General features: G+C 61.3%; 17 protein-coding genes and 1 pseudogene. 9 read left to right on the top strand and 9 right to left on the bottom strand.

The annotated features are described in order from the left end of the window. Positions 1-214 precede the first annotated feature (214 nt). The 6 genes from etfB to ASG55_RS11395 form a co-directional block, all read right to left on the bottom strand. A complete protein-coding gene (etfB, locus tag ASG55_RS11420) occupies positions 215-985 on the bottom strand; it encodes an electron transfer flavoprotein subunit beta (protein WP_024014592.1) in 771 nt (256 codons plus the stop codon). A 9-nt stretch (positions 986-994) separates the two neighbouring features. After that, positions 995-2215 carry an electron transfer flavoprotein subunit alpha gene (etfA, locus tag ASG55_RS11415; RefSeq protein ID WP_056786539.1) on the bottom strand — a complete coding sequence of 407 codons (1221 nt, stop codon included), beginning with the start codon at positions 2213-2215 and terminating at the stop codon, positions 995-997. Then, positions 2215-4164, bottom strand: coding sequence for a dimethylglycine demethylation protein DgcB (gene dgcB / locus ASG55_RS11410; protein ID WP_056786537.1), 1950 nt, complete (start codon positions 4162-4164; stop codon positions 2215-2217). The genes etfA and dgcB overlap by 1 nt, the downstream gene beginning before the upstream one ends. Before the next feature lie 155 nt (positions 4165-4319). Beyond that, entirely contained in the window at positions 4320-6380 is a 2061-nt protein-coding gene (gene dgcA / locus ASG55_RS11405; protein ID WP_056786533.1) for a dimethylglycine demethylation protein DgcA, read from the bottom strand. Between the two features lie 15 nt (positions 6381-6395). After that, complete coding sequence (locus ASG55_RS11400) at positions 6396-6926, bottom strand: 4-vinyl reductase (protein WP_039757633.1); 531 nt, start codon at positions 6924-6926, stop codon at positions 6396-6398. 105 nt (positions 6927-7031) lie between these two features. After that, positions 7032-8009 carry a dipeptidase gene (locus tag ASG55_RS11395; protein WP_024014597.1) on the bottom strand — a complete coding sequence of 326 codons (978 nt, stop codon included), beginning with the start codon at positions 8007-8009 and terminating at the stop codon, positions 7032-7034. Between the two features lie 231 nt (positions 8010-8240). On the opposite strand from ASG55_RS11395, the gene ASG55_RS11390 reads away from it, so the two are divergent. Together ASG55_RS11390 and ASG55_RS11385 are read left to right on the top strand one after the other, a co-directional pair. Continuing rightward, on the top strand, positions 8241-8642 hold the full coding sequence (locus tag ASG55_RS11390; RefSeq protein WP_041476757.1) for a lysozyme inhibitor LprI family protein: 402 nt from the start codon (positions 8241-8243) through the stop codon (positions 8640-8642). Between the two features lie 10 nt (positions 8643-8652). After that, positions 8653-8880: pseudogene (locus ASG55_RS11385) on the top strand (helix-turn-helix domain-containing protein); the annotation flags it as partial. A gap of 63 nt (positions 8881-8943) precedes the next feature. On the opposite strand, the gene ASG55_RS11380 reads toward ASG55_RS11385, so the two are convergent. Then, a complete protein-coding gene (locus ASG55_RS11380; protein ID WP_056786528.1) occupies positions 8944-9909 on the bottom strand; it encodes a tyrosinase family protein in 966 nt (321 codons plus the stop codon). Positions 9910-10138: 229 nt separating this feature from the next. Between ASG55_RS11380 and ASG55_RS11375 the strand changes: the two genes are divergently transcribed. Continuing rightward, the gene (locus tag ASG55_RS11375) at positions 10139-10555 is read left to right on the top strand and encodes a DUF3010 family protein (RefSeq protein ID WP_016772815.1); all 417 of its coding nucleotides are present in this window, start codon (positions 10139-10141) and stop codon (positions 10553-10555) included. A 134-nt stretch (positions 10556-10689) separates the two neighbouring features. Here the strand turns inward: ASG55_RS11375 and ASG55_RS11370 are convergent, their stop codons facing one another. Further along, entirely contained in the window at positions 10690-11634 is a 945-nt protein-coding gene (locus ASG55_RS11370; protein WP_041476759.1) for a GlxA family transcriptional regulator, read from the bottom strand. 191 nt (positions 11635-11825) lie between these two features. On the opposite strand from ASG55_RS11370, the gene ASG55_RS11365 reads away from it, so the two are divergent. The 6 genes from ASG55_RS11365 (at position 11826) to ASG55_RS11340 (ending at position 17307) form a co-directional block, all read left to right on the top strand. Then, positions 11826-12770, top strand: a complete 945-nt coding sequence (locus ASG55_RS11365; protein ID WP_024014601.1) for a choline ABC transporter substrate-binding protein — start codon at positions 11826-11828, stop codon at positions 12768-12770. A 120-nt stretch (positions 12771-12890) separates the two neighbouring features. Beyond that, positions 12891-13778, top strand: coding sequence for a 3-keto-5-aminohexanoate cleavage protein (locus tag ASG55_RS11360; RefSeq protein WP_056786525.1), 888 nt, complete (start codon positions 12891-12893; stop codon positions 13776-13778). A gap of 133 nt (positions 13779-13911) precedes the next feature. Beyond that, positions 13912-14877, top strand: coding sequence for an L-carnitine dehydrogenase (locus ASG55_RS11355; protein WP_056786523.1), 966 nt, complete (start codon positions 13912-13914; stop codon positions 14875-14877). Positions 14878-15004: 127 nt separating this feature from the next. Beyond that, positions 15005-15481 carry a thioesterase family protein gene (locus tag ASG55_RS11350; protein ID WP_056786520.1) on the top strand — a complete coding sequence of 159 codons (477 nt, stop codon included), beginning with the start codon at positions 15005-15007 and terminating at the stop codon, positions 15479-15481. Positions 15482-15507: 26 nt separating this feature from the next. Further along, positions 15508-16671 (top strand): gamma-butyrobetaine dioxygenase, encoded by a 1164-nt coding sequence (locus tag ASG55_RS11345; RefSeq protein WP_056786518.1) that lies wholly within the window; start codon positions 15508-15510, stop codon positions 16669-16671. A 372-nt stretch (positions 16672-17043) separates the two neighbouring features. Beyond that, positions 17044-17307 carry a hypothetical protein gene (locus tag ASG55_RS11340; protein WP_008083190.1) on the top strand — a complete coding sequence of 88 codons (264 nt, stop codon included), beginning with the start codon at positions 17044-17046 and terminating at the stop codon, positions 17305-17307. A 73-nt stretch (positions 17308-17380) separates the two neighbouring features. Here ASG55_RS11340 and ASG55_RS11335 read toward each other — a convergent pair whose 3' ends face one another. Next, positions 17381-18484 carry a GlxA family transcriptional regulator gene (locus tag ASG55_RS11335; protein ID WP_007949927.1) on the bottom strand — a complete coding sequence of 368 codons (1104 nt, stop codon included), beginning with the start codon at positions 18482-18484 and terminating at the stop codon, positions 17381-17383. Positions 18485-18926 lie beyond the last annotated feature (442 nt).

The raw sequence follows: 18926 nt of genomic DNA, 5'->3' as shown, positions 1-18926 counted from the left end.
CGGCGTGGGGTGCGCGGAAGGGCGAACACGTTATCCACAGCTTCGCCAACAGCGATTGTGGGTAAGCAGTACAGATTGGCGGTGGAGAAATGCCAATGTGGGAGCGAGCCTGCTCGCGAAGGCGTCGGGTCAGTCGATGCATGTGTCGGCTGACAGTCCGCTTTCGCGAGCAGGCTCGCTCCCACAGTGGTTATTCCATGCCAGGAAGAGGTGACTAGCGGACAACGCCTTCTTCAATAAGCAACTTCAGAATCGCTTCAGCCCCAGCCTGTGCGGTAACGCCCTTGAGCACCTGCCCACCGCCACCACTGGCCTTGGCCGTCGCGGCCTTCATCCGGTCGGCGCCGCTCTTGGCCTTGATCACCTTCAAGCGCTTGGGTCGTGGCTTGGCCGGTTGCAGCGTGGCGACGGCCAACAATTGGTCCTCAACAACTTCAACGTCATCGGCGGCCAATTCGCCCCGTCGCGCCGGGCCGTACGCGCTCTGCCGAGGCTTGGGGGCGGCGTTATCCACAGTCGCCAGAAACGGCAGTTTCACCTTCAAGCGGCGTCGCTGCCCGCGCGGCAACGCTTGCAGGACCAGCGCCGAACCGTCATTGATTGATTCGACCTGCGCCAGGCCCACCACCAGCGGCCAGCCCAGGCCTTCGGCCAGGAGGAACGGCAACATCCCCGAACCTTCCCCGGTTTCCGCCTGACTGCCGGTCAGCACCACTTGCGCCCCGGCATCACGCAGGTACGCGGTCAGCGCCGGCAATGCATCGGCGCCGGCGGGTTGTTCCAGCACATGCAGCTGTTCCAGGCCCATGCCGAGATAGGCACGCAGGGCCGGTTCGGCAACATCACCGGCATGCAGCACTTGCAGGTTATCCCCAGCCAATTGCAGGCCCAGTTCCACCGCGCGCGCATCCTGATCGGCGCGCCGTGGCCGACCTGAGGTCGGGTGAGCGCCGATTGAAACCAGACTGATAACGTTCGTGTTCATAGGGTTTCCTTACGCCGCATCGCGCTTGGCTTCGTTGCGGTAAGCCGCGACCGCTTCGATCAACGCTTGCAGAATCTCTGCGCTTTCGCCGATCACCGAGAGGTCGGCACGCTTGATCATGTCGCAACCCGGATCGAGGTTGATCGCCACCACCTTGTCGCAGGCGCCAATGCCTTGCAGGTGCTGGATCGCGCCAGAGATACCCACAGCCACATAGACCCGCGCGGTGACCCAGGTGCCGGACGCGCCGACCTGACGATCGCGCGCCATGAAGCCGTCGTCCACCGCCACCCGCGAAGCGCCTTCGGTGGCGCCGAGGGCTGCGGCCGTTTCGTGGAACAACTTCCAGTCCTTGACGCCGTTGCCGCCGGAGAAAATGAACTCCGCTTCGGCCATCGGAATCGCCGCCGGATCTACCGCCACTGCGCCGAGATCTTCGATTCGCGACAAGCTGCGCGCGACGCTTGTGGATAACTCCACTGGCAACGCTTCGTGACGAGTTTCGCTGACCGGTTCTGCGCATTCGGCAGCGGCGAGAATCAACCGCGCCACTGGACGCGCCAGGTCTTGCAATCCGGCCCCGGCGCGGCCGATGCACTCCTGATCCTTGACCTGCCAGACCCGCGTGGCCGGACGCTCACCCAGCGCTGCAGCAAAGCGTCGGCCGAGTTCGCCGCCACCGCTGCGGCTGTCCGGCAGCAACCAGTGACGCGGGTTGAATTGGTTATCCACAGCGCGCAAACCCTGCACCCGTTGCTCCGGTGCATAACCGCTGAATTCCTCGCCTTCAAGCACCAGCAAGCGATCGACGCCAGCGGTTTCGAAAGCGCTTTCCTTATGCTCGCCGAACACCACGGCGAGCACCGCACCATCGGTGCCGGCCAGTTGGTGAGCAAGGCCGAGCAGATCGCGGTCGTGGCTGCTCAGGCGACCACCGACCATATCCGGCACCACACTGATGTAGAACGCCGGGGCCGGTACCTGATGCAGCGGCAACTGCACTTCAACAGCAGCCGAGCGTTTGACCGCCCCACCCTGCTGCGCGCCGCTGCGGTCAATGCGTTTGATGCCGTTGGGGCCGATAAAACCCATGCCGTGCAGATTCTTGCGGATGACGCCATTGGGACCCATCCAGCTGTGTTGCGCCGGTTGCATCGCCGCGTGCAGCGGATGCAGGCGGTTGCGCGCAATCCATTCGGCGCGCGGGTCGCGGCGGATAATGTCGCTCATCAGTGCACCTCCGCAGGTTCACGTTTGGCCGGGCTGGCAGGCTTGTTTGGCGCGGCGTCTTCGAGCAGCGCGTCGGCCACCAGTTCGGCGATGTCCTTGATCAGCGGACGCGGTTCGACCACGCCTTCGAGCATCGCCGTGCACTGTGGACAACCCACCGCCACCAGTTCGGCGCCGGTTTCGCGGATGTCTTCCATGCGCATGTCGGGGATGCGCTGCTTGCCCGGAATGTCGGTGATCGGCGCGCCGCCACCGCCGCCGCAGCAGCGCGAGCGGAAGCCGGACCGTTGCATCTCTTTGACTTCAATGCCGAGGGCACGCAGCACTTCACGCGGCGCTTCGTACTCGCCGTTGTAGCGGCCCAGGTAGCACGGATCGTGATAGGTCACGCTGTTGCCTTTGTGCTGCCCGAGGTTGAGCGCGCCGGCCTGAATGATCTCGGCCATGTAGGTGCTGTGGTGCTGCACCAGATAGTTGCCGTCGAAGGCGCCGTACTCGTTTTTCAGCACATGGAAACTGTGCGGATCGCAGGTGACGATGCGGTTGAAGCTGTATTTGGCCAACGTCTGGATATTGCGTTTGGCGAGCTGCTGGAACGTTGCTTCGTCGCCCAGACGGCGGGCCACATCGCCGCTGTCGCGCTCCTCAAGACCGAGTACAGCGAAGTCGACTTTCGCTGCCTTCAGCACTTTGACGAAGGCACGCAGGGTGCGCTGGTTGCGCATGTCGAACGCGCCGTCGCCGACCCAGAAGAGCACGTCGGTGGATTTCTTTTCGCTGAGCAGAGTGAGGTTCAGGTCCGCTGCCCAGTTCATCCGCCCGCCCGGGGCGAAACCGCCGGGGTTGTCGGTGGCGATCAGGTTTTCGAGGACTTCGGCGCCCTTGTTCGGCGTAGCGCCTTTTTCCAGGGTCAGATGCCGGCGCATGTCGACGATCGCATCGACGTGCTCGATCATCATCGGGCATTCCTCGACGCAGGCGCGGCAGGTGGTGCACGACCACAGGGTTTCGGCGTCGACCAGACCGTTGACGATCGGTTGATGCGGATTGCCGCCATGCTCGCCGATCGGTTTGCCCGGATACGGGCTGCCGGCGAACTTCGCGTCAGTGCCGCCGGCGAGGCCGACGACCATGTCCTGAATCAGTTTTTTCGGGTTCAGCGGCTGTCCGGCGGCGAAGGCCGGGCAAGCCGCTTCGCACTTGCCGCACTGCACGCAGGCGTCGAAACCGAGCAACTGGTTCCAAGTGAAATCCTTGGGTTTTTCCACGCCCAGCGGCGCATCGGGATTGTTCAGGTCCAGCGGTTTCAGACCGGTCGAGCGCCCGCCGCCAAAGCGTTCCGGGCGACGGTGCCAGGCCAGGTGCAGCGCACCGGCAAAGGCATGTTTCATCGGCCCGCCCCAGGTCATGCCGAAGAACAGTTCCGACACGCCCCACAGCACGCCAACACCGAGGATGGCTGCGAGCACCCAGCCGCCGAAGTTTTCCGGCAGGATCCCCGCCACCGGCAGGGTCACCAGGAAAAACGACGCGGAGAAGGCCAGCAGGCTTTTCGGCAGGCGCATCCACGGGCCTTTCGACAGACGTGCAGGCGGATTGAGCCGACGCAGGTACATGAAGATCGCACCGACAAACATCACCGCCGACATCAGCAGCAAGGCGTAGCCAAGGATGCGGTTATGCAGGCCGAAACCGTGCACCAGAATGGCCAGCACAATCGACGCCACCGCACCGCCCGCCGTGGCGACGTGGGTGTTGGCAATGTATTTGTCCCGCGCGACGACGTGATGCAGGTCGACCATGTAGCGCTTGGGCATGGCCAGCAGACCGCCGAGCAGATCGACCTTCGCCGCCCGCCCCCGGCGCCACATGTTCATCCGCCGCAACGCGCCGAGGACAGCAAGGCCCAGGGCTGCGAACAACAGGATTGGAAGAAGGGTGTTCAACATAGGTGAAGCTCCCACCAGTGCAACCTGGAGAAACACGATCCGCTTTACTGTGGGAGCGAGCCTGCTCGCGAAAGCGGTGAGTCAGTCGACATCATCGTCAACTGACAGATTGCATTCGCGAGCAGGCTCGCTCCCACAGGGTTTGGTGCAAGCCGTCAGAAATCCTTGCACAACCGCAGTGCGTCATAGATCGCGGCGTGTGTGTTGCGCTGCGCCACGCAGTCGCCGATGCGGAACAGCAAGTAGCCGTCGCCCGCTTCGCTCAGCGAAGGTTGCGGCTGGATCGCGAACAGCGCTTCGACGTCGATCTGGCCCTTGTTGCGCGAGCCGTCCTTGAGCGCGTAGTAGATTTCCTCGTCCGGGCGTACGCCGTTTTCGACGACCACCTGATCGACCACCCGCTCCTCTTTCGCGCCGGTGTATTCGTTCTCCAGCACCGCGATCAGCTTGTCGCCTTCGCGGTAGACCTTCTCCAGCATCATGTCGCCGGTCATGATCACTTCTTTCGGGTACATGCTGCGGTAATAGGTCGGGAACGACGTGCCGCCGATGGCCACGCCCGGTTTGATGTCGTCGGTGACGATCTCGACCTGGCTGCCCTTGTCGGCGAGGAAGTCGGCCACCGACATGCCGGTGAACTCGCAGATGGTGTCGTAGACCAGCACGTTCTTGCCCGGCGCAACCTTGCCGTCGAGCACGTCCCAGCTGCTGACCACCAGCCCTTCGGCCGCGCCCCAGTGTTCGTTCTGCTCAAGGTACGGATGACCGCCGACCGCCAGCACCACCACGTCCGGACGCAGGTCCATGATGGTGTCGGCATCCGCCGCCGTGCCCAGGCGCAGATCGACTTTCAGCCGCGCCAGTTCCAGCTGGAACCAGCGAGTGATGCCGGCGATCTGGTCACGCTGCGGTGCTTTCGATGCGGTGGTGATCTGCCCGCCGATGAAGTCTTTTTTCTCGAACAGCGTGACGTCGTGGCCACGCTCGGCAGCCACGCGTGCGGCTTCCATCCCGGCCGGGCCGGCACCAACGACCACCACTTTGCGTTTCGGCCCGGTGGATTTCTCGATGATGTGCGGCACGCCCATGTATTCACGGGAGGTCGCGGCGTTCTGGATGCACAGCACGTCCAGGCCCTGATACTGGCGGTCGATGCAATAGTTGGCGCCGACGCACTGCTTGATCTGGTCGATCTGGCCCATCTTGATCTTGGCGATCAGGTGCGGGTCGGCGATGTGTGCGCGGGTCATGCCGACCATGTCGACGTAACCGCCTTCAAGGATGCGCGTGGCCTGGTTCGGGTCCTTGATGTTCTGCGCGTGCAGCACCGGCACCTTGACCACTTCCTTGATCCCGGCAGCCAGATGCAGGAACGGCTCCGGTGGATAACTCATGTTCGGAATCACGTTGGCCAGGGTGTTGTGCGTGTCGCAACCCGAGCCGACCACGCCGATGAAATCGAGCATGCCGGTGTCGTCGTAATACTTGGCGATCTGCTTCATGTCCTCGTGGGACAAGCCGTCCGGGTGGAACTCGTCACCGCACAGGCGCATGCCCACGCAGAAGTCGTCACCGACCTCGGCGCGCACGGCTTTGAGCACTTCCAGGCCGAACTTCATCCGCCCTTCGAAGCTGCCGCCCCATTCATCGGTACGCTTGTTGACGCGCGGGCTCCAGAACTGGTCGATCATGTGCTGGTGCACGGCCGACAGTTCGACGCCATCGAGGCCACCGGCCTTGGCCCGGCGCGCAGCCTGGGCGTAGTTGCCGATCACTCGCCAGATCTCTTCCGGCTCGATGGTTTTGCAAGTGGCGCGGTGCACCGGTTCACGGATGCCCGAGGGCGACATCAAGGTCGGCCAGTTGAAGCCGTCCCAGCGCGAGCGCCGGCCCATGTGGGTAATCTGGATCATGATCTTGGCGCCATGCTTGTGCATGGCGTCGGCCAGATTCTGGAAGTGCGGAATGATCCGGTCGGTGGACAGATTGACCGAACTCCACCATTCCTGCGGGCTGTCGATCGCCACCACGGACGAACCGCCACAGATCGCCAGGCCGATGCCGCCCTTGGCTTTCTCTTCGTAGTATTTGACGTAGCGGTCGGTGGTCATGCCACCGTCAGTCGCGTAGACCTCGGCGTGCGCGGTGCTGAGCACGCGATTGCGGATGGTCAGTTTGCCGATCTGGATCGGCTGGAACATTGCTTCGAAAGCCATGGCACGGTCCTCGGCTTACAACGGCTTGACGATGAACAAGCCGTCATCGTGGCCCTCTTCGGAGCCTCCGTAGACTTGTTCGGCCACAGTACGGATCTTGCTGCCACGGGCTTCGAGGATCTGATCCATGGCACCGGCGAACCAGCCGGTGAACATGTAGTCGACCTTGCGCCCGACCTTGCCGTAGACATAGACAAACGCCGAGTGCTCGAGCTTGACGCTGGCGGTGCCTTTGTCGAGGTCGATGTCCTGGATCTTGAACAGACCCCAGCCGCGCTGCGACAGGCGTTTCATGTAGTGCTCGAACACCGCGACGCCTTCCAGGCCGTGGCATTCGGCTTCCTTTTCACACCAGTGCCAGGCGGATTTGTAGCCGGCCTTGTAGAGGATCTCGGCGTAGGCTTCAGCGCCGAGCACTTCCTCGATGCCCATGTGGTTGTTGACGAAAAAGTGACGCGGCACATAGAGCATTGGCAGGGCGTCGGAGGTCCAGACACCGGTCTCGCTGTCGACTTCGATAGGCAATTGCGGGGCGATCTTGGCCATGGAAACTTAACTCCAGAAAAATGATGGTTCAGTGTTGGCCGCGGCCCTCACCCCAGCCCTCTCCCTCAGGAGAGGGGGCAGATCGGCGGCGGTCTTGAGAAAGCGTTATTCGCCCCAGACGTTCTTAAGAACGCTTACCCAGTTCTCACCCATGATCTTGCGCACCACGCGCTCGGAATGGCCGCGCTTGAGCAGGGTTTCGGTGAGGTTGGGGAATTCGCCGACGGTGCGGATGCCCAGCGGGTTGATGATCTTGCCGAAGCTGGTCAGGCGGCGGGCGTAGCCCTTGTCGTGGGTCAGGTATTCGAAGAAGTCCTGGCCGTGACCCTGAGTGAAATCGGTGCCGATACCGATGGCGTCTTCGCCGACGATGTTCATGGTGTATTCGATGGCTTCGGCGTAATCGTCGATGGTCGAATCAATGCCCTTGGCGAGGAACGGCGCGAACATGGTCACGCCGACGAAACCGCCGTGGTCGGCAATGAACTTCAACTCTGCATCGGATTTGTTGCGCGGGTGCTCTTTGAGACCCGACGGCAGGCAGTGCGAATAGCAGACCGGTTTTTTCGATTCGAGAATGACTTCTTCGGAGGTCTTGGAACCGACGTGGGACAGGTCGCACATGACGCCGACGCGGTTCATCTCGGCAACGATTTCGCGACCGAAACCTGACAGGCCGCCGTCACGCTCGTAGCAACCGGTGCCGACCAGATTCTGGGTGTTGTAGCACATCTGCACGATGCCAACGCCGAGCTGCTTGAACACCTCGACATAGCCGATCTGGTCTTCGAAAGCGTGGGCATTCTGGAAGCCGAAGAGAATGCCGGTCTTGCCTTGTTCCTTGGCGCGACGGATGTCGGCGGTGGTGCGCACAGGCATCACCAGGTCGCTGTTTTCGCGGATCAGTTTCTGGCTGGCAGCGATGTTGTTCACGGTCGCCTGAAAGCCTTCCCACACCGACACAGTGCAGTTGGCCGCCGTCAGACCGCCCTTGCGCATGTCTTCGAACAGCTCGCGGTTCCATTTGGCAATGATCAGACCGTCGATAACGATGCTGTCGGCGTGTAATTCGGCTGGGCTCATCAGGCGTCCCCTTATTGGCGATTCATGCGCCGAATCGTCTGCCGGCGCTTTGGGGCCAGCATATGCCTCGGTGCCGGGGCGACCGGGTGCAAAAACGACAGGGGAATTGCCGAAAGCGTCAATCCGCGACAAAGGGTCGTCAGCCGCCCTCCTCGGCTGGCTGTTCAAGCCCGCGCGCTTGCGCCAGAATCTGCCGCAGCCTGCACCTACCAACGGATTAGAGCGACCCCAATGAAATCAATAATCCTCGCCCTGGCACTGATTGCGACCGGCGCCCACGCCGCCGAAGAATCCGAGAACAACCCGTGCGACGCGGTGGAAAACGACATCCAGACCCTGGAATGCTCCGCCTACAGCCGCAGCACCGCCGAAGACCTGCTCAAAGACAACTACGCCAGCCTCAACGAACGCATGCAGGCCGCCTACGGCAAGAACCCGACGCAACTGGCCGACATCACCGCCAAACTGAAAACCGCCCAGCAACAATGGTTAAAGACCCGCGATGCGGATTGCGCGGTGGAAGCATTCCCGGCCACGGCGGGAAGCAAGGCGTTCACCATTGCGCAGAATGATTGTGTCGCGCGGATGAGTGATGAACGGTCGGAGTTTTTGGAGTCGATCGGGCAGGAATAAACATACAAAGGATAAATCAATGATTCCTCATGAAGTGGTCAGCCATATGGTTGATCGCGCAACACCGATCCGCGCCTGGCGCGAACATCTCAACCTGACTCAGGAAGAAGTGGCGAAGCGCATGGGCATCTCGCAACCGGCGTTTGCCCAGCAGGAAACAGTCGCCAAACCCCGCAAGGCCACCCGCGAGAAAATTGCGGCGGCCTTTGGAATCACCTCAGCTCAGCTTGAGCTCTAATCGGTTACGGCGTGATTGCCTGCTGTAATAGCCAGGCATTCACACCGCCACCCGCTGCCCGCATCAGTCGTGAAAAGGAGACCGAGGTTTCGCCTGATCGAGGATCAGACGTGGCCCCTCATATTCATACCCCAGGTCAGCGATATCGCTCACGTCCCGAGCAGTCTGGGCAAACGGCTCGAGCAAATCATCGTAGTTATGTCCTTTCGGACCATTGACCAGCGGCGCGTGATGCGGCACCCAAAGTTCGTTGCTCTGGAGCATCAGTGACTGCCAGTCGGCCCAGACTTTGTCGACAAAACAGTGATGCAGAAAGAACACCGGATCATCAGGAGAGGTCATCGGCAGCATATTGCCGCCCACCCAGAGGTGGACGCGGTTATGCAGTTGCGAACCCGTAGTGGTTACCTGCGGATCACCGCGCTGGGTGATCCAGCCTTCCAGGCGGTTTCGGAAGCCGCGCACAGTCGGGCCGGAATCATAAGGCGGGGTGTCGTAAAGGCTTTCGCGTAACGCCATTTGCAGATCTTGCGGTGTCGGCAATGAATTCACGACCAGCCCGAACTGGCGCTTCAGACCGAGACCTGGCAAATCATCATCCGGATACGAGGGAACCGGCCACTTGCCCTTTTCATAAGCGAACGGCCCCGTTGCTACACGCCAGTGTTCGTGCTCTACACCATTACCACCCATAAAATCCTCAGCCCATACCGGAGAATTGACCGGATCGGCAGCATCTTCAGTCCAGTTCCAGTAAGGAATCGTGATGGAGGGGTTAATCGCCTGAAGGTCATTTTCGAACTTCAGCAAAAATGCCCGATGCCAGGGCAGGAACGAAGGCCCCCTATGAGCGCCATTACGGTAGTTTGGATCGTTTGGTTCATGTGGCAAAACCGTTGGCTTCATGACTTGGTGATGCAGGTGCACATACTCATCGTATTGACCTGCCTGTTTGAGCTGGAGGCAGGCATCGACGAAGTTGTCTTTTTCACTTGGGGTCAACGAACGAATGTTCTTGCGCAGCTTCATGTCTTCAATCCCTTGAGCGAGGTCAGGTATGGAAAAGGGCGACATTCGTCCCAATCCCCCGACAATCAAGCTAGGCGCCAGTCGGAAGCGCGTCTACTGTCAGAAATTACAGGTCAACAACGATTTCAGACCAGCGGTCTGCTCCGCTGCCGCACCGACGCGAGGTGACTTGACCGCCCGACTGCGTCAACATGACCGCCATCCAATTCGCTCATAAGGTCACTCGCCCATGAACATCTGCGGCATTGAAATCAAAGGCAGCGAAGCGATCATCGCCGTGGCGGCGCTCGATGGTTCGACGTTGAGCCACGTCCCTCTCGCCACGAAGAAGATTGCTCTGGATGACGACGACGAGGCGGCGAACGTGCGGCGGTTCGCGGCGCAGGTGGCATCGTTTGTGCGGGAGAACTCGGTGGACCGGATTGCGATCAAGAAGCGCAGCAAAAAGGGCGAGTTTGCCGGTGGGCCGACGACGTTCAAGATCGAGGGCGTGTTTCAACTGCTCGATGGTTGTGAGGTAACGCTGCTGTCGCCGCAGACGATCAATGCCCAGGCCAAGAAGCACAATTTCGAACTGCCCGGGACGTTGAACAAATATCAGCATGAGGCTTACAAGGCGGCGTGCTCGGCGTTGGTGAAGAAATAAGCCTCTCTCAGGCGCCGGAAATTATGTGGGAGCGAGCCTGCTCGCGAATGCAATGTGTCAGGCAACATCAGTGTTGGATGACAGACCGCTTTCGCGAGCAGGCTCGCTCCCACATTGCTTTCATGCAAGCCCATTCACGCCTGCGCGGTACGCCGGTCTTCCCGGGGGCAGCGGGCGAAACGTGCGCGATAGCTGCGGGTGAAATACGACGGCGATTCAAACCCGCAGGCAATGCTCACTTCGAGCACGCTCATGTCGGTCTGGCGCAGCAACTGCCGGGCCTTTTCCAGCCTTAACCGCAGATAGAAATTGCTCGGCGTATCGTTCAGGTGCAGCCGGAACAAGCGCTCCAGTTGCCGCCGGGTCACCTTGATCGACTCCGCCAGTTGCAGCGTGGTCAGCGGTGGTTCGCTGTGCTGTTCCATCTCGCCGATCACCTGCACCAGTTTCTTGTTGCTGATGCCGTAACGCGTGGCGACTTCCATGCGCTGGTGATCCTTGCGCGGGCGTATGCGCCCGAGCACAAACTGCTCGCTGACCTGAATCGCCAGTTGCGGGCCGTGGGCCTGGGCGATCAGGTCGAGCATCAGATCAATCGAGGCCGTACCTCCCGCAGAGGTGATCCGCCGCCGATCGATCTCGAACAGCTCCTGGGTGACGCTGAGCTGTGGATAAGATTCCTTGAAGGCATCGATCGCCTCCCAGTGCAGGGTCAGGCGATGGCCGTCGAGCAGGCCTGCTTCGGCAAGGACGAAGCTGCCGGTGTCGATCGCACCGAGGGTTACGCCGTCGTTGTCCAGCCTGCGCAACCAGTGTTCCAGCGTCGGCGTGATGAACTTCAGCGGTTCGAAGCCGGCCACCACCAGCAAGGTCGCGCCTTTCTTCAGCGGCTCCAGCGCTGCATCGGCGTTGACCGACATGCCGTTGCTCGCCAATACCGCGCCGCCATCGGCGCTGAGCACATGCCAGCGGTACAACTCGCCGCGAAAACGGTTGGCCACGCGCAACGGTTCGATCGCGGAAATAAAGCCGATGGCGGAGAACCCCGGCATCAGCAAAAAGTAGAAATCCTGGGACATGGGCGCACTCGGTTGGCGGGTCGCGTGGCTCGTTGATACGCCGATTATCGGCGGCGTTCAAGCGCGCAGGTCGCTACAGTGCAAATGCCAGTCGCCGCAGTGCGCTTTCACGGGCCTATAGCTGCGTAACTTGGCCTCACCGGCGCGCAGATGCCGGGAACCACAATAATCGAACTGCCGAGGAACCCGACATGAAACGACTGATCAGCAGCTGCGTTCTTGCACTCAGCGGTACCGCTTTCTTCAGCACCGGCGTGATGGCGGCCGAACCGGCCTCCTGCAAGAACGTACGCATGGGCGTGGTCAACTGGACTGACGTGATCGCCACCAGTGCCATGACCCAGGTCCTGCTCGACGGCCTCGGCTACAGCACCAAACAGACCAGCGCCTCCCAGCAGATTATCTTTGCCGGGATTCGCGATCAGCGCCTGGACCTGTTCCTCGGCTACTGGAACCCGCTGATGACCCAGACCATCACGCCATTCGTCGAGGCCAATCAGGTGAAAGTGCTCGAAGCACCGAGCCTGAAAGATGCCCGCGCCACTCTCGCCGTGCCGACGTACCTGGCCGACAAGGGGCTGAAAACCTTCGCCGACATCGCCAAATTCGAGAAGGAATTGGGCGGCAAGATCTACGGCATCGAGCCAGGCTCGGGCGCCAACACGCAGATCAAAGCGATGATCGCCAAGAACCAGTTTGGCCTCGGTAAGTTCCAGCTCGTCGAATCAAGCGAGGCCGGCATGCTCGCCGCCGTCGACCGCGCCGTACGGCGCAAGGAAGCCGTAGTGTTCTTCGGTTGGGCGCCGCACCCGATGAACGTCAACATTCAGATGACCTATCTGACCGGCAGCGAAGACGCCCTCGGCCCGAACGAAGGCATGGCCACGGTGTGGACGGTCACATCACCGAAGTACGCCGAACAATGCCCGAACATCGGCCGCCTGCTGGCCAACCTGACTTTCACCGCCGAATCCGAGAGCCGGATGATGCAGCCGCTGCTCGATCACAAGGATGCCTTCGAGTCGGCGAAGCAGTGGCTCAAGGATCACCCCGAAGACAAACAGCGCTGGCTTGAAGGTGTGACGACTTTCGATGGCAAACCGGCTGCTGAAAATCTGCAACTGACCAGCAAATAACCCCTCGATTGAAGAGCCCCTCACCCTGACCCTCTCCCCAAGGGAGAGGGGAATTTGACGACGCTTCGCAGCCCCGCAACGGGCTGCGGACAGACCCATCTCGCCTGAAGGAAACGCACCATGAACCACGACGTCATCATCACCTGCGCACTTACCGGTGCTGGCGACACGACCGCCAAAAGTCCACATGTGCCGATCACCCCGAAACAGATTGCCGCTGCAGCGGTGGAAGCGGCCAAGGCTGGCGCCACCGTGGTGCACTGCCATGTGCGCGATCCGCAGACCGGCAAGTTCAGCCGTGACGTGGCGCTGTACCGCGAAGTGATGGAGCGCATCCGCGAGGCGGACGTCGACATCATCGTCAACCTGACCGCCGGGATGGGCGGCGACCTGGAAATCGGACCTGGCGAGAAGCCGATGGAGTTCGGACCGAACACCGATCTGGTCGGTCCGCTGACCCGTCTCGCCCACGTTGAACAGTTGCTGCCGGAAATCTGCACCCTCGATTGCGGCACGCTGAACTTCGGCGACGGCGACACCATTTACGTCTCCACCCCGGCGCAACTGCGCGCCGGCGCCAAGCGCATCACCGAACTGGGGGTGAAGGCCGAACTGGAGATTTTCGACACCGGGCATCTGTGGTTCGCCAAGCAGATGATCAAGGAAGGCTTGCTCGACAACCCGCTGTTCCAGCTGTGCCTGGGCATCCCGTGGGGCGCACCGGCCGACACCACCACGATGAAAGCCATGGTCGACAACCTGCCCGCCGACGCGGTGTGGGCCGGCTTCGGCATCGGCCGCATGCAGATGCCGATGGCGGCGCAAGCGGTGCTGCTCGGCGGCAACGTGCGGGTCGGCCTGGAAGACAATTTGTGGCTGGACAAAGGTGTGCTGGCGACCAATGGCCAATTGGTTGAGCGCGCCACGGAGATCCTCAGCCGCCTCGGTGCCCGGGTGCTCACACCGGCAGAAGGCCGGAAGAAAATGGGCCTGACCCAGCGCGGCTGATCCATCACCCATTTCACCTGTAGGAGCTGCCGAAGGCTGCGATCTTTTGACTTTGATTTTTTAGAAGCAAGATCAAAAGATCGCAGCCTTCGGCAGCTCCTACAGGGCTCTTCGAACTCTTCAGGACATCACCATGCGCTTTATCACCGAAATCAAAACCTTCGCCGCTCTCGGTAGCGGTGTCATCGGCAGTGGTTGGGTCGCCCGTGCCCTCGCACACGGCCTCGATGTAGTGGCCTGGGATCCGGCGCCCGGCGCTGAGGCGGCATTGCGCCAACGCGTGGCCAATGCCTGGGGCGCGCTGGAGAAGAACGGCCTGGCGCCGGGTGCTTCGCAGGATCGTCTGCGTTTTGTCGCGACCATCGAGGAATGCGTGCGTGACGCCGACTTCATCCAGGAAAGCGCCCCGGAGCGGCTGGAACTGAAACTCGATCTGCACAGCAAAATCAGCGCCGCGGCCAAGCCCGATGCGCTGATCGGCTCCAGCACTTCAGGCCTGTTGCCCAGCGAGTTCTACGAGAGTTCGACGCACCCTGAACGCTGCGTGGTCGGGCATCCGTTCAACCCGGTGTATCTGTTGCCGCTGGTGGAAGTGGTCGGCGGCAAAAACACCGCGCCCGAGGCGGTGCAAGCGGCGATGCAAGTCTACCAGTCCCTCGGCATGCGCCCGTTGCATGTGCGCAAGGAAGTGCCGGGTTTCATCGCCGATCGCTTGCTTGAAGCGCTGTGGCGTGAGGCGTTGCACCTGGTCAACGACGGTGTCGCGACGACCGGCGAGATCGACGATGCAATCCGTTTTGGCGCTGGTCTGCGCTGGTCGTTCATGGGCACGTTCTTGACCTACACCCTGGCCGGCGGCGATGCCGGCATGCGCCACTTCATGTCGCAATTCGGTCCGGCGTTGCAGTTGCCGTGGACGTATCTGCCGGCACCGGAGCTGACCGACAAGCTGATCGATGATGTGGTCGATGGCACGACTGATCAGCTCGGTCGGCACAGCATTTCGGCGCTGGAGCGCTATCGTGATGATTGTTTGCTGGCGGTGCTTGAAGCGGTGAAGACCACCAAAGAGAAGCACGGAATGAGTTTCAGCGAATAGACCTTGCAAAGCGCTTCCGGCCCCTTCGCGAGCAGGCTCGCTCCCACAGGTAAACGCATTTCAATGTGGGAGCGAGCCTGCTCGCGAAGACGGCAGTCCAGTCATCATCAATGTTGGAACCGAAACCATGCCCCACCTCACCACCTACCAAACCACCATCATCCCCGACTGGGTCGACTACAACGGCCACCTGCGCGACGCCTTCTACCTGCTGATCTTCAGCTACGCCACCGACGCGCTGATGGACCGCCTCGGCATGGACAGCAGCAACCGCGAGGCCAGCGGCCACTCGCTGTTCACCCTCGAACTGCACCTCAATTATCTGCACGAAGTGAAACTCGACACCGAGGTGGAAGTGCGCACGCAAATCATCGGCCATGACAGCAAGCGCCTGCACCTCTACCACAGCCTGCACAAGGTCGGCGATGAGCAAGAGTTGGCCGGCAATGAACAGATGCTTTTGCACGTCGACCTCGCCGGCCCGCGCTCGGCACCGTTCAGCCCCGATACGTTGCATCGCTTGCAGACCATCGTCGCGGATCAGACCGACCTGCCCGCTCCCGCTTACATCGGCCGCGTGATCGCGCTGCCACCCGCTCGGTAAATCCCCCCCATCGCCAAGGAGCCGCCATGAACACCGCCGTCGCTGTTGCCGATTTTCGTACTTATCCGTTGATCAGCGCGCTCGGTGGCGTGCAGCGTCTGGCGGATCGCGTTGTCATCGAATGGGCTGACGGTCGTGTCAGTCCGTTTCACCACTTATGGCTGCGCGACAATTGCCCATGTGATCAATGCGTCTACAGCGTCACTCGCGAACAGGTCTTCGAGAGCGTCGATGCCGCCGAGGATTTGCAACCGCTGGCCACGCGCATCGACACCGATGGCTGCCTGCGCATCGACTGGCAGGACGGTCACCTCAGCCGCTTCGATCCGGGCTGGCTGCGCGCACATGCCTATGACGATGAGTCCCGCGCCGAACGCCTGGCCGGCAAACCGCAGCCGCGTTTGTGGCACAGCGATCTGCAGTTGCCGGTGTTCGACTACATCGCGCTGATGAACGACAACGCCGCGCTGCTGCAATGGTTGCTCGCCGTGCGCGACATCGGCCTGACCCAAGTGCGCGGCGTGCCCACCGAGCCGGGCTCGCTGAAGCTCATCGCGCAGCGAATTTCCTTCATTCGCGAAAGCAATTTCGGCGTGCTGTTCAATGTGCAATCCAAAGCCGACGCCGACAGCAACGCCTACACCGCCTTCAACCTGCCATTGCACACGGATTTGCCGACTCGCGAGCTGCAACCGGGACTGCAATTTCTGCATTGCCTGGTGAATGATGCCGAGGGTGGCGAAAGTATTTTCGTCGATGGTTTTGCGATCGCCGACGCCTTGCGTCTGGAGGATCCGCAGCTGTTTGAGGCCCTGTGTGAAATACCCGTGGAGTTCCGCAACAAGGACCGGCACAGCGACTATCGCTGCCTGGCGCCGGTCATCGCTTTGGATGCGCTGGGCCGGGTGGCGGAGATTCGCATGGCCAACTTTCTGCGCGGGGCGTTCGATACGTCGGTGGCGCAGATGCCGTTGCTGTATCGCGCCTATCGGCGCTTGATTGCGATGACCCGCGAGCCGCGATTCCGGCTGATGCAGCGGCTCAAGCCGGGCGAGTTGTGGTGCTTTGACAACCGCCGCACGCTGCATGCGCGCAATGCCTTTGATCCAGCCACCGGGGCGCGACATTTTCAGGGCTGCTATGTCGACCGGGATGAGTTGTTGTCGCGGATTCTGGTGTTGCAACGTTGAACCGAGTCATCGTTCTTCGCGAGCAGGCTCGCTCCCACAGGGGTACGCATTCCAAAGTGGGAGCGAGCCTGCTCGCGAAAGCGTCAGCGGGAACAACTAATCTCTGACTGATTCACAAGCAAAAAAAAACTCCGATCAAGCCGTGACAGGATCGGAGCTGAGGAGGGTACTGTTGAGGAGCTGCCAGGCGAGGGTGACCAAACCTTCGTGAAGCGAGCTGGCGCCAGTGTGCCTAGTCGACAATCCAGTCGGTTAGCCGAAAACGACCTGTTCATAGTCGTCCCGGCCACCGCGACAAAACGCCCTTGCCGCGTCCGGTCGGGGCCACCAGAATCGAGCCAAGACCTCCGTTGCCACAGAAGGATTTGCGTAATGATGTACGCCGATTTGATTGACCAGGAAGATCTGTTGGGCCAGCTCAAGGCCTTGGGTATTCAGGTGCCGAGCGGTACCACCGCCGAGCAGGCCTGTGAGTGCGCGGTGCGTGGCCTGGATAATGTTCGCGCATTCGAACTGCGCAAGATGGTCAAGGACATGTACACCAGCGGCGCCAGCATTCAGCCGGCGGTGCGTCAGGCGATCGACAAACAGTTGTTGCCGGCCCTTGCGGATTACCAGCAGTCCCACAGCGCCTGAGAAACCCCTTCGCGAGCAGGCTCGCTCCCACCTGATCGTTCCCACGCTCTGCGTGGGAACGATCAGACTCGGTCTACAGCCTTACGCTGGCAAACGTCGACTCATTGCGCGCCTGACTCAGCGCTGACATCGGCCCCGACAGCGGCGACATCACGATGGCCTGCGGCAGTGGCAACATCGCCACTTGCTGGGTGGTGTTGGAGCCGACGCGCTCGTCACGCGGCGGAATGCCGAAGTACTCGCGATAGCACTTGGAGAAGTGCGGCGTGGAGACGAAACCACACACCGACGCCACTTCGATGATCGACATCGGCGTCTGCTTGAGCAGCTGCCGGGCGCGGATCAGGCGCAACTTCAGGTAATAGCGTGACGGCGAGCAGTGCAGGTATTTCTGGAACAACCGCTCCAGTTGTCGACGCGACACCGCGACATACACCGCCAGCTCATCCAGATCGATCGGCTCTTCCAGATTGGCTTCCATCAGCGCGACGATTTCCTGCAACTTCGGCTGGTTGGTGCCGAGCATGTGCTTGAGCGGCACGCGCTGGTGATCCTGTTCGTTGCGGATGCGCTCGTAGACGAACATTTCCGAGATCGCTGCCGACAGTTCACGACCGTGATCGCGGCTGATCAGGTGCAGCATCATGTCCAGCGGCGCGGTACCGCCGGAACTGGTGAAGCGGTTACGGTCGAGGGTGAACAGGCGTGTGCTCATGGCCACGCGCGGGAAAGCTTCCTGCATCGCCGCCAGACATTCCCAGTGCACGCTGCAATCGAAGCCGTCGAGCAGACCGGCACAGGCCAGCGCCCAACTGCCGGTGCACACCGCGCCCAGGCGCTTGGACTGGCGCGCCTGGCTTTGCAGCCACGAGACGTGTTCACGGGTTACGGTACGTTGAATGCCGATGCCGCCGCAGACGATCACCGTGTCCAGGGGCGGGGCTTTGTGCATGGAGGCGTCGGGAGTGATCTGCAGACCGTCACTGGCCCAGACCTGGCCGCCATCGACGGTGAGGGTGCTCCAGCGATACAGCTCGCGACCGGACAACTGGTTGGCCATGCGCAGCGGCTCAACGGCGGACGCCAGGGAAATCAGCGTGAAATTGTCCAGCAGCAGAAAGCCGATGGATTGAGGCGCACGGTTCTGGGGTTGGGCCCCGGAGTTGAACGACGTCATCGCGGTATCTCCTCACACAAAGCGGGTGGCGGCCTCAGGCGGAGGCTCTTGTTATTGCCCGCGTCTCACAGAGAAAGCAGGCTTTGTTATGACAGAGCAATTGCCGTGCCTGAAATTGGACGGCCATTCAATAACTCCTGAAAACGACCTCGCGACGCGTCTATACGAGACCTCGGAACACGCCATTTTGAAGTGCCATCAGGCGCCGTGACTGCCCTGCCGCGCAGCCTGTGAGCAGATCGGTAGCACTTGTGGGAACTGGCCTGCAGAGGATTTGCACAGAGTGTCACCGCAAGCACGGGCGACGGACGGTCAGGTAACGACTGACGAGTCACGACTGACAATGACGCTTGTCTGATTGCGACGCGCCAAAAGGTAGCGTGACTGGATCGGGATGTTCTTTTGTTGAGCAGTTTTGACTGGTCTGGCGTCTTCGCGAGCA

The organism is Pseudomonas sp. Leaf434 (assembly GCF_001425545.1).
In the GTDB taxonomy this organism is placed as follows: Bacteria; Pseudomonadota; Gammaproteobacteria; order Pseudomonadales; family Pseudomonadaceae; genus Aquipseudomonas; species Aquipseudomonas siliginis.
Note: the sequence above shows the minus strand (reverse complement) of the source record. Positions and strands in the feature narration are given on the sequence as shown.

Excerpts from the sequence above, each read along its gene's own strand:
- ASG55_RS11370 (WP_041476759.1), bottom strand. The coding sequence starts at position 11,634 with ATGTCCCAGGATTTCTACTTTTTGCTGATGCCGGGGTTCTCCGCCATC.
- ASG55_RS11360 (WP_056786525.1), top strand. The coding sequence starts at position 12,891 with ATGAACCACGACGTCATCATCACCTGCGCACTTACCGGTGCTGGCGAC.
- ASG55_RS11355 (WP_056786523.1), top strand. The coding sequence starts at position 13,912 with ATGCGCTTTATCACCGAAATCAAAACCTTCGCCGCTCTCGGTAGCGGT.
- ASG55_RS11390 (WP_041476757.1), top strand. The coding sequence starts at position 8,241 with ATGAAATCAATAATCCTCGCCCTGGCACTGATTGCGACCGGCGCCCAC.
- ASG55_RS11350 (WP_056786520.1), top strand. The coding sequence starts at position 15,005 with ATGCCCCACCTCACCACCTACCAAACCACCATCATCCCCGACTGGGTC.
- etfA (WP_056786539.1), bottom strand. The coding sequence starts at position 2,215 with ATGAGCGACATTATCCGCCGCGACCCGCGCGCCGAATGGATTGCGCGC.
- ASG55_RS11345 (WP_056786518.1), top strand. The coding sequence starts at position 15,508 with ATGAACACCGCCGTCGCTGTTGCCGATTTTCGTACTTATCCGTTGATC.
- ASG55_RS11365 (WP_024014601.1), top strand. The coding sequence starts at position 11,826 with ATGAAACGACTGATCAGCAGCTGCGTTCTTGCACTCAGCGGTACCGCT.
- dgcA (WP_056786533.1), bottom strand. The coding sequence starts at position 6,380 with ATGGCTTTCGAAGCAATGTTCCAGCCGATCCAGATCGGCAAACTGACC.
- ASG55_RS11380 (WP_056786528.1), bottom strand. The coding sequence starts at position 9,909 with ATGAAGCTGCGCAAGAACATTCGTTCGTTGACCCCAAGTGAAAAAGAC.
- ASG55_RS11375 (WP_016772815.1), top strand. The coding sequence starts at position 10,139 with ATGAACATCTGCGGCATTGAAATCAAAGGCAGCGAAGCGATCATCGCC.
- dgcB (WP_056786537.1), bottom strand. The coding sequence starts at position 4,164 with ATGTTGAACACCCTTCTTCCAATCCTGTTGTTCGCAGCCCTGGGCCTT.
- etfB (WP_024014592.1), bottom strand. The coding sequence starts at position 985 with ATGAACACGAACGTTATCAGTCTGGTTTCAATCGGCGCTCACCCGACC.
- ASG55_RS11400 (WP_039757633.1), bottom strand. The coding sequence starts at position 6,926 with ATGGCCAAGATCGCCCCGCAATTGCCTATCGAAGTCGACAGCGAGACC.
- ASG55_RS11335 (WP_007949927.1), bottom strand. The coding sequence starts at position 18,484 with ATGACGTCGTTCAACTCCGGGGCCCAACCCCAGAACCGTGCGCCTCAA.
- ASG55_RS11395 (WP_024014597.1), bottom strand. The coding sequence starts at position 8,009 with ATGAGCCCAGCCGAATTACACGCCGACAGCATCGTTATCGACGGTCTG.
- ASG55_RS11340 (WP_008083190.1), top strand. The coding sequence starts at position 17,044 with ATGATGTACGCCGATTTGATTGACCAGGAAGATCTGTTGGGCCAGCTC.